9 protein-coding genes are annotated in these 12,364 nt (G+C 36.1%); 3 read left to right on the forward strand and 6 right to left on the reverse strand.

Going from position 1 to position 12,364, the window contains the following annotated elements:
- The first annotated feature begins 118 nt into the window (after positions 1 to 118).
- A complete protein-coding gene (locus AC4MBN_RS13955; RefSeq protein ID WP_491880391.1) occupies positions 119 to 1,489 on the forward strand; it encodes a phosphohexomutase domain-containing protein in 1,371 nt (456 codons plus the stop codon).
- A 64-nt stretch (positions 1,490 to 1,553) separates the two neighbouring features.
- Here AC4MBN_RS13955 and AC4MBN_RS13960 read toward each other — a convergent pair whose 3' ends face one another.
- The 6 genes from AC4MBN_RS13960 to AC4MBN_RS13985 form a co-directional block, all read right to left on the reverse strand.
- On the reverse strand, positions 1,554 to 2,996 hold the full coding sequence (locus AC4MBN_RS13960; protein ID WP_491880392.1) for a capsule assembly Wzi family protein: 1,443 nt from the start codon (positions 2,994 to 2,996) through the stop codon (positions 1,554 to 1,556).
- Positions 2,997 to 3,024: 28 nt separating this feature from the next.
- Positions 3,025 to 4,056 (reverse strand): UDP-glucose 4-epimerase GalE, encoded by a 1,032-nt coding sequence (gene galE / locus AC4MBN_RS13965; RefSeq protein WP_491880393.1) that lies wholly within the window; start codon positions 4,054 to 4,056, stop codon positions 3,025 to 3,027.
- Position 4,057: 1 nt separating this feature from the next.
- Positions 4,058 to 5,719, reverse strand: a complete 1,662-nt coding sequence (gene pgi, locus AC4MBN_RS13970; protein ID WP_491880394.1) for a glucose-6-phosphate isomerase — start codon at positions 5,717 to 5,719, stop codon at positions 4,058 to 4,060.
- Entirely contained in the window at positions 5,719 to 6,975 is a 1,257-nt protein-coding gene (locus tag AC4MBN_RS13975; protein ID WP_491880395.1) for a nucleotide sugar dehydrogenase, read from the reverse strand. The genes pgi and AC4MBN_RS13975 overlap by 1 nt, the downstream gene beginning before the upstream one ends.
- A gap of 17 nt (positions 6,976 to 6,992) precedes the next feature.
- Complete coding sequence (galU, locus tag AC4MBN_RS13980) at positions 6,993 to 7,868, reverse strand: UTP--glucose-1-phosphate uridylyltransferase GalU (RefSeq protein WP_491880396.1); 876 nt, start codon at positions 7,866 to 7,868, stop codon at positions 6,993 to 6,995.
- Positions 7,869 to 7,975: 107 nt separating this feature from the next.
- Positions 7,976 to 9,340, reverse strand: coding sequence for an undecaprenyl-phosphate glucose phosphotransferase (locus tag AC4MBN_RS13985; RefSeq protein WP_491880397.1), 1,365 nt, complete (start codon positions 9,338 to 9,340; stop codon positions 7,976 to 7,978).
- Positions 9,341 to 9,586: 246 nt separating this feature from the next.
- Here AC4MBN_RS13985 and AC4MBN_RS13990 point away from each other — a divergent pair, with 246 nt between their 5' ends.
- Both AC4MBN_RS13990 and AC4MBN_RS13995 read left to right on the forward strand, forming a co-directional pair.
- A complete protein-coding gene (locus AC4MBN_RS13990; protein ID WP_491880969.1) occupies positions 9,587 to 11,011 on the forward strand; it encodes a mannose-1-phosphate guanylyltransferase/mannose-6-phosphate isomerase in 1,425 nt (474 codons plus the stop codon).
- Between the two features lie 76 nt (positions 11,012 to 11,087).
- Positions 11,088 to 12,350: an oligosaccharide flippase family protein gene (locus AC4MBN_RS13995; protein WP_491880398.1), complete on the forward strand. Its 1,263-nt coding sequence runs from the start codon at positions 11,088 to 11,090 to the stop codon at positions 12,348 to 12,350.
- Positions 12,351 to 12,364 lie beyond the last annotated feature (14 nt).

Below are 12,364 nucleotides of genomic sequence, written 5' to 3' on the forward strand. Positions count from 1 at the left end.
ATAAAATGCTTTATTCTTCAAATGAAATATTATTTTAATATTATGTAACTAGCTGAATGATAAAACTCTTTAAATAGGTTAGAATATATTTTTCAATTATACGCTTAAATAATAAATTATGAAAAAACTTTCTTGTTTCAAAGCTTATGATATTCGCGGCAAATTGGGTAGTGAGCTGAACGAAGAAGTCGCCTATAAAATTGGCCGTGCTTATGGTCAAATTTATCAGCCTAAAACTATTGTTGTTGGTTGTGACGTTCGCCTGACTAGTGAAGACCTAAAACAAGCCACTATTCGTGGTTTGAATGATGCAGGTGTCGATGTCCTCGATTTGGGTATGACCGGTACTGAAGAAGTCTACTTTGGGGCATTCCATTTAGATGTCCAAGGTGGTATTGAAGTAACTGCTAGTCACAATCCAATGGATTATAATGGCATGAAATTGGTACGTGAAAACTCACGCCCAATTAGCGCAGATACCGGCCTAAAAGAAATTCAAGCCTTGGTAGAAGCTGGTACATTTAATGAAGTTGCAGCTAAGGGAACTACTCAGAAGTATAATATTCTACCTGAATTTATCGATCATTTATTAACTTATATAGATCCTGCTAAAATCCGTCCGTTAAAACTGGTGGCAAATGCAGGTAATGGTGCAGCAGGCCATGTAGTCGATGCTTTAGAAGAAAAATTCAAAGAACTGAATGTTCCAATTGAATTCATCAAGATTCATCATGAAGCAGATGGTAACTTCCCGAATGGTATCCCTAATCCATTGTTAGTTGAAAACCGTGATAGTACCCGCAATGCGGTACTCGAACATGGTGCAGATATGGGTTTAGCATGGGATGGCGACTTCGACCGCTGCTTCCTTTTCGATGAAAAAGGACAATTCATTGAAGGTTATTATATTGTCGGTCTGCTTGCACAAGCATTCTTATTGAAACAGTCGGGTGAGAAAATTGTTCATGATCCACGATTGACTTGGAATACCCTTGATATTGTGGAACAGCATGGTGGTATCACTGTTCAATCAAAATCAGGACATGCCTTCATTAAAGAAGTGATGCGTGAACACAATGCTGTGTATGGGGGTGAGATGTCTGCACACCATTACTTCCGTGATTTTGCCTATTGCGATAGTGGGATGATTCCATGGTTATTAGCAGTGGTGGTATTATCAGAAACCAAGAAGCCTTTGTCTGAACTTGTCCAGGCAATGATTGCCAGGTTCCCATGCTCAGGTGAAATCAACTTTAAAGTGGCTGATACTCAAGCAACCATTCAAAAAATCTTCGACCACTTTGCTGATCAAAACCCTATCATTGATTATACTGATGGGGTCAGTCTGAATTTTGGTGCTTGGCGTTTAAATGTTCGCGCGTCAAATACAGAGCCATTATTGCGTTTGAACATTGAAAGTCGTACCAGTCTAAACCCAAAACCAATTCAGGATTATGTTGAGGTACTGACCGATCTGATTCATCAATAATGATTTAGCCCCTTTAACCTACTCTGAATGGTTAAAGGGATTTTACTCTTAACCAGTTTTTATATTATTTAAATAATAATTTATCTAAAGGAACCTCTAAACTTAAAGCTAGTCCACTATCACTACCATTTAAATTAGAATCATTCAGCCATCCTTTTAATTTTAATGGTGTAACATTATCAATATAATGTGTCCAGCTAACTTCTAATGCTTTAATTTTTTCTTGAGTTGGGTATTTATAGTTTATATCTCTACTAGATTGATTAATTTCAGAAGTAAGTACTCTTCCAGATAAGCGATTCATTCTATCTATAATAATATTCCCTCCCATAGAATATATCTGGCTATCACCACCAATAGAATGGCCTAAAGGGTATCCATGCTGATAATATCCATCCTTATAGTCACCATGACTATATGTATACCCCCATACTTTTCCATTCGTACGAGTATCAGCCATCTCTAGATATAGTTGAATTGGAAATTTACTTAACTTAGATGAATAATCTATCCCTAATAAATGAAATTTCCTTGATGGAAGATAACCCGCTTCATCTTCACCAATCAACTGCCCATATAATCCCAAAGGTAAGTTAATGAAAGAGTTGAAATTGAATTTCACATCAATACCGGCAAGTTGATTAGACTTATCCAATGCTCGATCATCAACATTATCATTCCCTTTAATCGCTTCCCATAACCCACTTAAGCTTTCATCTTTTCCATCCCCTCCCCACTGAAAAATTCGTGATGCTCCAATTTCTAAATATGGGCGCGGCTGCATAGTTACACGCAAGCCAAGTAACTTAGCATTTGGGATTGATTGGTAATCATCCAATTGACCAGCAAACATCTGATACTGCCAATTACCAATCCATGAAAGCCAAGTTGATTCAAAAGCTTTTTGCTCTACTCTTTGCAAAGTTACACCATATACAGGCCGGCTAGCATCACCACGAATTAAACTTCCCTCATATCCTGGTCCCCAATATGTAGGTATTTGCCCAGCAATAAACCACTGATTCCAAAAATTTACACCTAAATATGAGCCCTCAACATTCACCTTTTGATCATTTTCAATTATCTGATCTTTTTCTACATTTATCTTAATTTGTGATGCCCAATGCTCACTATTGGCTTTAAAGCCTATACCAACATGATGTTGTGCACTTTCTTTATTTGCAAAAAACTGAGATTGTCTTTGTTGTTCGGTTTCAGTAAAAACATCCAATATAAGCTTATTGTTTTCCAATTTTAGATAATCATTAACTTTATCAATGACTTTTTGTTGTATATTATTGTTTACAACAGCTTTGCTCAAAGCTCTACTTAATTCTGCTTCGCTGAGTGGCCAGGTTGAAGTACTAATTTGAATCACACCTTGTTGATTCAACCAATTTAAATCATTACGCAGATTCTCCTCATTTAATATAATTCCATTTGCTTGTGAATGAATTGATATAATAGTTAAACACCCAATAGCTAAAGTTTTTGCAGACTTAATCATCTATCCCTTCCTTCCAATATTTAGATTTTTATTTCATTATTTGTTCACAAAAACCATTAGGATATTTTTTCTGCCAATGCCAGCTATGCGCAAGCATATCCTCCAGACAATATTCTGCCTTCCAGCCCAATTCTTGTTGAGCACGTTGGTTGTCAGCATAAAAGCTTGGTAAATCTCCAACACGGCGTGGTGCAAATACATAAGGTATCTTAACCTGATTAACAAGTTCAAAGGCTTTCACAATCTGCAGCACTGAAATTGGAGTACCTGTACCAATATTCCATGCTCGACAACCACTATTATTAAGACGATTTTCAATTGCTAATACATGGGCTTTGGCAAGATCAACTACATGAATAAAATCACGCTCACAGGTACCATCTGCTGTTGGGTAGTCATTGCCAAAAATACACAATTGTTCACGACGACCAACTGCGACTTGTGCGACAAATGGCATTAAATTATTAGGAATGCCTTGCGGATCTTCACCAATTTCTCCACTCTTATGCGCTCCCACTGGGTTAAAATAGCGTAGCAGTGCTATAGACCAATTCGGATTTGACTCTGCTGTTTTTTCTAGTACTTGTTCAATGACCATCTTAGTATAGCCATAATTATTGGTAGGCATACCTACAGGCATATCCTCTTGGTAAGGCGCTGAGTTTTTCTCTCCATAAACAGTGGCTGAAGAACTGAACACCAAATTAAATACATGAGCTCTTTCCATCGCTCGGACTAGACACACCGAACCCGAAATATTATTGTCAAAGTATTCTAGTGGTATTTTTTGACTTTCCCCTACTGCTTTTAACCCAGCAAAGTGAATGACGGCATCAATTTTATAATCACTAAAAACCTGATCCAGTGCATAGACATCACGAATATCGCCTTGTATAAAATCTAAAGACTTATTTGTGAGGATTTGAACTCGCTCCAAGGCAACCTTTGAACTATTACAAAGATTATCAAATACAATGACCTCATGCCCTGCATGTAACAATTCCACACATGTATGCGAGCCTATATATCCAGCCCCACCCGTTACCAAAATTTTTGCCATATTACTTTCCGAGCAAGATACTTAACAAACCACAGGTTGAACTATCAAATCCACTAAAATCAGTTTTATTGCCGTTCAAAACAGGTAAAACCAAGTTGGCAATTTCTTTACCTTTCTCTACGCCCCATTGGTCAAATGCATTGATATTCCACAGTACCGACTGTACAAAGACTTTATGTTCATATAATGCGATCAGCATTCCTAATGTATAGGGACTAAGCTCTTTTACTAAAATTGTTGAGCTAGGTTTATTACCTTCATACTGTTTATATAAAGGTAAGCTTTCTACTTCTTCAGAATCAAGTGCTTGATTTCCAAAAGCTAATAACCGAGATTGGGCTAAACAGTTGGATAATGCTAAATGATGTTGATCAATTAGAGCATCTGCTGTTTCCACATAAGTAAATTGATTAGATGTATAACGTTGTACTGGTGCAATAAAGTCACAACTTACAGTATGGGTACCCTGATGAAGTAATTGATAGAAAGCATGCTGCGCATTAGGTCCGACCTCTCCCCAAATAATTGGACAGGTACTGTTTTCAACTTTTTGGTCATTACGTTGAATCGACTTACCATTCGATTCCATTTCTAGCTGCTGTAGATAAGCAGAAAAATACTTTAGGCGACCATCATAGGGTAAAACTGCATGTGTTTGGATATTAAGGAAATTTAAATTCCACATACCCAAAACTGCCATAATAACAGGGATATTCTCTTTAAAATCTGCATTTTTAAAGTGCTCATCTACCGCATAAGCCCCTGCCAAAAGACGTTTAAATCCCTCTACGCCAATATTAAGAGCGATTGGCAGACCAATACAGGACCATAATGAATATCGACCACCTACCCAATCCCAAAGCAGGAGCTGGTTTTCTTTACAAATACCCCATTCAGTCATTTTTTCAGGTTTAGTCGATACACCAATAAAATGTTGGCAATTTAATGATTCAGATTTTCCTAGCTGTTTTTCTAACCATTGGCGTGCAGTTTGAGCATTATATAGTGTATCAATTGTGCTAAATGATTTAGAAGAAATAATAAATAAGGTAGTTTCAGGTCTTAATTGATGCAAAATATCAGATAGTTGGCTACCATCCATGGTAGATACGAAATGTACTTTTAAAGGTTTAGCCGTTTTTACTTTAAAATCAGATAAGGCATGACTAACCATCATAGGGCCTAAATCAGATCCTCCAACTCCTATATTGACGACATCCTGAATAACCTCGCCTGTCACTCCTCGATATTGTCCTGAATGAATTTTTTCCACTAAGGCATACATACGTTCAAGTTGTGTATGTACTTGGTCAGTTAATTTTGGATAAATTTGATGATCTTTGGGCAAACGGAGCGCCCAATGCATCACTGAACGCTGTTCCGTATAATTGATCGCTTCTTCAGAAAATAGACGTTTAATCCAGGTCGATAAATCTCTTACTCGAGCAACGTCTAATAAACCATGAATCACGGATTGATCAATACGCTGTTTACTATAGTCAAAAATAAGATCTTCACATTGAAGAGAGTAATGTTCGAACCGTTCAGAATCTTCTGCAAAAAAATCGTTTAAATGTTTTTTCCCTATTGTTTTAGAAAGTTCTTCCAGGCTTGACAAAGTAGATACCAAGTCTTTTTTTGGGAATATTTGTAAGTTCATCATTATCGGCCCACCCCTATATAGGCAAATCCTTGTTCTTTTATATAAGCAGGATCATATATATTACGTCCATCCAAAATCAATGGATGAACCATTAGTCTTTGTAAGTGCTTGTAATCCAATGAACCGTATTGCTTCCATGCAGTTAATACACATAATGCATGGGCATTATTAACAGCTGCATACTGCTCTTCACAAAGAATAAGATCAGGACGATCCCTATAATAATGACGAATCTCCTCTAAAGCTTGAGGATCATGTAATTGCACTTTCACACCTTGTGCCCATAGTGCCTCGAGCATAGGATGAATAGGAGAGTATTGGGTGCTAGAGGTATTTACCTTAAATGCAGCTCCCCAGATTGCGACCGTCTTTCCTGCTAAATCACCATGAAAATAATTCCAGAGTTTACGGAACATCAATTCTTTTTGCTGCTCATTAATTTCCCATACTTGGGTAAGTAATTGACTTTTTACACCCGTATTTGCAACCGCAGTAGATAAGGTTAAAATATCATGAGAGAAGTTTTCTCCTCCGAAACCAGCCCCCGGGTATAAATAGGATCCACCGATACGGCTATCTGCTCCCATTCCTTCTCTGACATAATTAATATCTACTCCCACTTTTTCTGCAACGACTGCCAAATCATTGATATAACTTATACGAGTAGCTAACATTCCAGAGATACTTAATTTAGTAAATTCAGCATCTAATATAGGCATAAACAAATAATGCTTCAGTCTTGGAAACAAGGGGCGAAGCATTTCTTGTAATTTAATTTTTGCTTTTTCATCATTACAACCAATAATGATACGCCTCAAGGACAAAACGCTTTGAAAAGCTTGACCTTCCTGTACCATATCAGGTAAATAAACCCATTGATCCTGTGGTAATCGTGCTTGCAACTGCTCAGTACCATTTAAGCCAAAAGTTGAAGCATTAATCATTAATTTAGGATGGATAATAGTCCGCTGATTAATTAGATCAAGTACTTTAAGCGCTGTTTCCTTTTCTACATGATTAAAACTAAAGATATAAGCATCAATATCTAAAGGAAGACTTTGAAAATCACAATAGCTGAGAAACCCTGCTTTAATATGCTGTTCTAGTGCTTGAATAACCTCTCGCTCACGAACATCAAATCCTTTTTTTTGAGGATCATCAATATTGCTACAAACATAAATATAATGCCCGCATTCTGCTAATAAAGATGCCATCACAGCCGCATATAGGGTTGTCCCAAAAATTGCAATCTTCATCTATTAACTCACATTTTTTACAATTTTAATTTTTGAATTAAAGCTTTAAATTCTGTTCCTAATTTAGGATGGTCAATACCATAATGTAATACAGCATTTAAATAACCTATTTTGCTGCCGCAATCGAAGGTTCGCCCTTTCATACGATAAGCTTCTACTGTATCTGTTTGCTGTAACATCGCAATTGCGTCTGTTAACTGAATCTCATTACCTGCACCTTTAGGTGTCTGCTCAAGTAATTGCATGATTTTAGCAGGTAAAATATAACGTCCCACTACCGACAAATTCGAAGGTGCGGTTCCTAAAGCTGGTTTTTCTACAATACCTTGCATTACAGCACTTTGGCCCTCTTCAAGAGTTACAGCCACATCTACGATGCCATATTGATCAACAAGCTGATCAGGCACAGCTTCTACCATGATTTGTGATGCATTTGATGTATTAAAACGTTCAATCATCAAAGACAGATCATTTTTAGTATCAGAATCTTTCACCAGAACATCAGGCAATAAAACTGCAAAATTCTCGTTACCTATTATAGACTTAGCACAAAGCACAGCATGTCCTAAACCTAGTGGTTGAGGCTGACGTACACTCACCACACTCACATATGGAGGTAAAATTTCTGTAATCTCTTTAAGCAAATCAATTTTTTTCTTTTGCTCTAAGGTTGTTTCAAGTTCAAAATTGCGATCAAAATAGTTTTCAATTGATGCCTTAGATGAATGTGTTACTAGAATAATTTGCTCAATACCGGCTGCAACTGCTTCTTTGACTACATATTCAATTGCTGGACGGTCAACCACGGTTACCATTTCCTTTGGAATTGATTTACTGGCCGGGAGAAAACGTGTACCTAGACCAGCAACAGGAAGAATTGCTTTCTTAATCATAAATATTCCTAGTAAACATCAAATGATGTTGAGTTAATGCAATAAATTTATCTGATATCTAAAGCATATTTTAAACCAAAATTAACACTTCACTTCTATATCAGAATTTAATAAGCGGATTTATGAATAAATCCTTTAAATACAGTTAAGAAAATAATATGAATATCAAGCCAGATACTCCAGGTACGAATGTACTCTAAATCACACTCAATACGTTTTTCCATCTTGTTTAAAGTATCTGTTTCACCACGCCAACCACGAATCTGAGCTAAGCCTGTAATCCCAGGCTTTACTTTATGCCGTAACATATAGCCAGGAATTAACTTACGATATTCTTCATTATGCGCAACCGCATGTGGACGCGGCCCTACGACAGACATTGACCCTAAAAACACATTAATGAATTGTGGCAGCTCATCAATTGATGTACGTCTTAAAAAACCGCCAATCGGCGTCAAACGTGGATCATTTTTTACAGCCTGAGTGACTTTAGCACCATTCTCCATAACATTCATAGATCTAAATTTATAAACTAAGATTGGTTTACCATTTAAACCATAACGGGTTTGTTTAAAGAATACCGGACCTTTAGATGTCAATTTGATCGAAATAGCTATAGCTAATAAAAGAGGAGAAATGAGTATTAAAATCATGGCTGAAAAGCAGATATCTTCTATTCGCTTCACGAATGTATTAATACCTGTTAATCTCGTATCAATAATTGGGATAATAGGGGTCCCATTGATATCCTCCACCCGAGAATATAAAAATTCATGACTAAACAACTCAGGAATAATAATCGTGGAACATGTGGTATCAGATAAAAATTTGATAAGTTCATCTGCTTGACCGATATTATGTTGATTAATAACTACATAAACCTTATCAATATTTTCTTCTTTGATAGTATGCATGCCTTCAATAAAGTTACCAGAATAAATAGATGTGTCTGCTTTATCTTCGAATGTAAATAAACCAATAGGAGTAAAGCCAATCCACTCTGAATTTTTTAAATCCGCATATAGTTTTTGTGCCTTTTCTCCTTCACCAAAAATCATTACATTCGTTGATTTATGGGAAAGTTTATAGAAAATACTGTATATCAGACGGATAGCAATTCTTAAAACTGCCATCATAGCGACTACACTAACAAAATAATTAAGTAAAATGTCAAATGTAATATTTTTTAAAAAAATTAATATAGAAGAAGAAATTAAGATACTAAGAGTTGTATTTTTTAAACAAAAAATAAGTTCATTAAATAGGCTAATACCACGCCATGACCGATAAAAATCCGTCAGACCACCAATAAGTTGAAAAACACTCACTACCGTAAGAAACATGGCAAATGCTTGTTGTCCAAAATCAAACGCATTAAACTTATATATGAAGTAAAAACCAAGGTAAATAGCCAAAACATCGCAAAACCGCTGTAATATTGAGATGTAAGATGCATTTAATCGAGAAGCCATTGTATGCCTGTATTTATATATTGAAGGATTCTTCTAAAATTAAATAACTACAATTAAGTTAAACTTTAATTATTGAATCCTTTAGCCATTTGATCACGCGTGTTAGTATAGTTTATGAATAAAGAAACACAAAAGCTATATCTATAAAGTTTAAAATTTTATTTAAAATATAAATAGATATATTTTTTCACACTGAAAAAATATATAAAGAGTCTTATAATGTCATAAATACATAGAGATTGAATGATGATTCCTGTAATTTTATCTGGTGGTTCGGGTACACGTCTTTGGCCACTCTCACGTTCTAGCTACCCAAAACAATTCCTACCTATTACTGAAGAAAAAACCTTATTCCAGCTAACACTTGAACGTATATCCAAGCTGAATCAAGAACTTGCAAATTTCCAAAATCCAATTATTGTCACAAATGAAAATCATCGTTTCATTGTTGCAGAGCAGCTAAGACTACAGAAAACACCAGCTCAAATTTTACTAGAACCCATTGCCCGCAACACAGCACCCGCTATTGCAGCAGCAGCAGAATTAGCCCTCTCCCATGGAGAAGATCCAGTTTTACTGATTCTTGCAGCAGATCACGTCATTGAACAACAAGAATCCTTTAATCAGGCTGTAGCGGTAGGTCTAACTGCAGCAGAATCAGGGAAATTAGTCACTTTTGGGATTGTGCCCACATCCCCAGAAACGGGTTATGGCTATATTAAGGCTGAACAAAAAGTCGAACAATCTGAAATCCAAAGCTATCCTGTTGCACAGTTTGTAGAAAAACCGAATCGTGAAACTGCAGAAAAATATGTAGGTGATGGTTCATATTTATGGAACAGTGGTATGTTTATGTTTAAAGCATCTACGTACTTACAAGAGCTAGAAAAATTTAATCAGGCCATTGTCACTAATGCTAAAAAAGCAATTGCGAATAGTAAGAATGATCTAGATTTTATACGTCTTGATAAAACAAGTTTTGAACAGTGTCCAGAAGATTCAATTGACTATGCTGTGATGGAAAAAACCGAACATGCTGTCGTAGTACCACTGAATGCCAATTGGAATGATGTTGGTGCTTGGAACAGTGTTTGGGAAGTGAGTCAAAAAGATGAAAATGGCAATAGCATTCGCGGCGATGTCATCACACAAGATACTCATAACTCATTAATCCATGCTGAAACCCGTCTCGTCAGTACACTTGGCTTACAAAATGTTGTCGTCATTGAAACTGCGGATGCCGTACTTGTAGCCGACCAAGCAAAAGTCCAAGACATTAAAAAGATTGTAGAAAGGCTTAAAAATACACATCGCTCTGAAATTGATCAACATCGTAAGGTCTACCGCCCTTGGGGTAGCTATGACTCAATTAACCATGGTAGTCGTTATCAAGTAAAATGCATTGTGGTGAATCCTGGTCAGAAACTTTCGCTACAGATGCACCATCACCGTGCAGAGCATTGGATTGTGGTGAATGGTACAGCCAAAGTGCGTAAGGGTGACGAAACAGTGCTACTCACTGAAAACCAATCAATTTATATTCCACTCGGTGAAACACATGCCTTAGAAAACCCAGGTAAAGTCCCACTTGAGTTGATTGAGGTTCAGTCCGGCTCTTATTTGGGTGAAGATGACATTGTTCGGTTTGAAGACTTATATGGCCGTGTTTAAATTTAATTAACCCATTCATAAAATGCTCCTCGTGAGCATTTTATTTTTTCATTCTTTGAGATTCTAAAACATACTAATGTCTATTCTTTCTAAAAAAATCCTGTCTAACTCCCTTTGGATGATGCTTGAAAAAATCATTTCCATGTTTGGTTTGATTTTTGTCATGTCCTATGTTGCCAAATATATTGGGCCAACAAATTTTGGAAAAATTGCATTAGCGACAACGATCTTCGCCTTCGTTCAAACCTTAACATGGTTTGGCAATCAAGAAATTTTATTCAAACGTGTCAGTAAGAATCCATCTTCAGGACTAAAATTTCTAAATTCCACACAAAATTTACGCAAGTTATTATTTAGCCTATTTAGCTTTCCTGTACTGGCTTGGCTTTTTATCTATACGGATCAATTGACCTTTATTTTCGGTATTGCCACGGCATTGGCAACGTTTATCTTAATTCAAGATATTTTTGTTATTTATAATAATGCTGTCCTAAAATCTTATATCAATACCCTTGTTAATATTGCAGGATTGACCATTGCCTTTGCTGTTCGTTCTTTAATTGTGCTATTTGAGTTGCCAGCAGAGTATTTAGCCATTCCTATTGTATTAGTGACATTCATTCCTTATATCGCTAAACGTTATTATTTTAATTTGGCTGATCATGCGCCACGTATTCGTTCAATTGCTTACTGTAAGTATTATCTTTATGCAGGTAGTGCTTTAGTTCTTTCTACTTTATCGATTGCTCTTTATGTTCAAATAACCAATTTGATGTTGGTACATTTAACCTCAACCTATGAATTGGGGTTATATTCTGTTGCATCAAGCATTGGTATGGCATGGGGCTTTGTCAATCAGTCTTTGATTACCTCTGTCATGACCAAAATTTATAAAGAGAAAAATGACAATGTTGCTTATAGCATGTTTGCAAAACTGAATTTATTAATTATCACAATTTCAAGTGGTGCAATTATTGGTTTTGCAGTTTTAGGACATTGGATTATTTCTTTGCTTTACGGTCAGGCATATTTACCTGCTGTTCCACTTTTAGTCGTGATGGCATGTGCAGGGATGTTTTCTGGTTTAGGTACAGCAGCAGCTCGATTAATTATTCGCGAAGAAGGTTACAGTTACATTTCTAAAAAAATGCTGTGCATGGCTGTTTGTTCTGTTCCTATTTCTTATTTATGTATCAAGTATTTTGGCTTAATGGGTGCAGCATATGGTATTGCATTAATAGAACTACTTTCTGCAACCTTGTTTAACTATTTTTATAAAAAAGGGCTTATTTTTAAAGTTCAGCTATGTCCTTTTTTCAGAAATAAATTTAAGGATTAATATTATATACTATT

It is taken from the genome of Acinetobacter sp. CAU_H_60, from assembly GCF_058599385.1.

What these genes read in the sequence shown, in the direction of transcription:
- AC4MBN_RS13955 (WP_491880391.1), top strand. Translation starts at nt 119, where the DNA reads ATGAAAAAACTTTCTTGTTTCAAAGCTTATGATATTCGCGGCAAATTG.
- AC4MBN_RS13960 (WP_491880392.1), bottom strand. Translation starts at nt 2,996, where the DNA reads ATGATTAAGTCTGCAAAAACTTTAGCTATTGGGTGTTTAACTATTATA.
- galE (WP_491880393.1), bottom strand. Translation starts at nt 4,056, where the DNA reads ATGGCAAAAATTTTGGTAACGGGTGGGGCTGGATATATAGGCTCGCAT.
- pgi (WP_491880394.1), bottom strand. Translation starts at nt 5,719, where the DNA reads ATGATGAACTTACAAATATTCCCAAAAAAAGACTTGGTATCTACTTTG.
- AC4MBN_RS13975 (WP_491880395.1), bottom strand. Translation starts at nt 6,975, where the DNA reads ATGAAGATTGCAATTTTTGGGACAACCCTATATGCGGCTGTGATGGCA.
- galU (WP_491880396.1), bottom strand. Translation starts at nt 7,868, where the DNA reads ATGATTAAGAAAGCAATTCTTCCTGTTGCTGGTCTAGGTACACGTTTT.
- AC4MBN_RS13985 (WP_491880397.1), bottom strand. Translation starts at nt 9,340, where the DNA reads ATGGCTTCTCGATTAAATGCATCTTACATCTCAATATTACAGCGGTTT.
- AC4MBN_RS13990 (WP_491880969.1), top strand. Translation starts at nt 9,587, where the DNA reads ATGATTCCTGTAATTTTATCTGGTGGTTCGGGTACACGTCTTTGGCCA.
- AC4MBN_RS13995 (WP_491880398.1), top strand. Translation starts at nt 11,088, where the DNA reads ATGTCTATTCTTTCTAAAAAAATCCTGTCTAACTCCCTTTGGATGATG.